2 protein-coding genes are annotated in these 866 nt (G+C 62.5%); both read left to right on the top strand.

Features of this window, described 5'->3' with window-relative positions; genetic code table 11:
- Nucleotides 1-205: hypothetical protein (locus VBE63_RS30540; protein ID WP_323686708.1), on the top strand; the 205-nt coding region annotated here is incomplete at its 5' end.
- On the top strand, nt 184-866 hold a 683-nt coding region (locus VBE63_RS30535), incomplete at its 3' end, for a class I SAM-dependent methyltransferase (protein WP_323686707.1). The genes VBE63_RS30540 and VBE63_RS30535, both read left to right, overlap by 22 nt.

Genomic DNA, 866 nt, shown 5'->3' with positions numbered 1-866 from the left:
ATTTCGCACGAGCGTCTATCACCGAGACCGCAAGAAGCTGATCAGCTTCTATGCGGTGTACGACAACGTCAACGGCGCCGTTTTTGAAGATAGCCCTCTCGTGCAACAGAGCGGAGGCTTCACGTTCGGTTTCGTCGTCACTTGGTTCTTGTTCCAGTCGAATGACCTCGTCGAGGTCAAACAATGGGAATGGAACACCGAATAACCGCAGTGGCTCCGACAGCCGCAGCCAATCTTCGCCAAGAAGAGTGGATGCGCGAGAGCCGCTTTGGGCGCTGGTTCCTAGGAACCGAGGTGTGGCGTCGCTATGTGCTGGCCGACGCTCTGGACAAGCTCGCCGCGAAGGCCGGCCACCGTGCGCCAGATGACGCCCACATCCTTGATATCGGCTGCGGCCAGGGCACCGCAGCGGCGCTGCTCGACGAGCATTTCCGGCCCCGACGCATCACCGGTATCGACATCGACGCCGAACTCATCGCACTGGGACGTGCACAGGCGGCGGCTCAGCCTCCACCCACCACTGAGTTGGTGTTGGTTACGGCGAGCGCCACTGATATCCCCCTCGCCGACGGCTCGATAGACCTGGTGCTGTGCCATCAACTGCTGCACCACATGGTCGCGCAGCGCGAAGCCCTCGCGGAGATGCATCGCGTGCTGCGTCCTGGCGGGCTGTTGCTGATGGCAGAGTCCTGCCGCCGCTTTATCGAGTCGAGTCTGGTGCGGACGCTGTTCCGGCATCCACAGGAGGCCCAACAGGACGCGGTCGGCTTTCTGGATCTGGTGCGTGCCGCCGGCTTCAAGCTCGCCGAAGATGACATCATCACCGAAAGCCCCTGGTGGTCGCTGCCGGACCTGGGGTTGCGCCG

The sequence above is a fragment of the Lamprobacter sp. genome (genome assembly GCF_034860625.1).
Classification (GTDB): domain Bacteria; phylum Pseudomonadota; class Gammaproteobacteria; order Chromatiales; family Chromatiaceae; genus Lamprobacter.
This window is presented reverse-complemented; position numbering and strand designations above follow the sequence as displayed.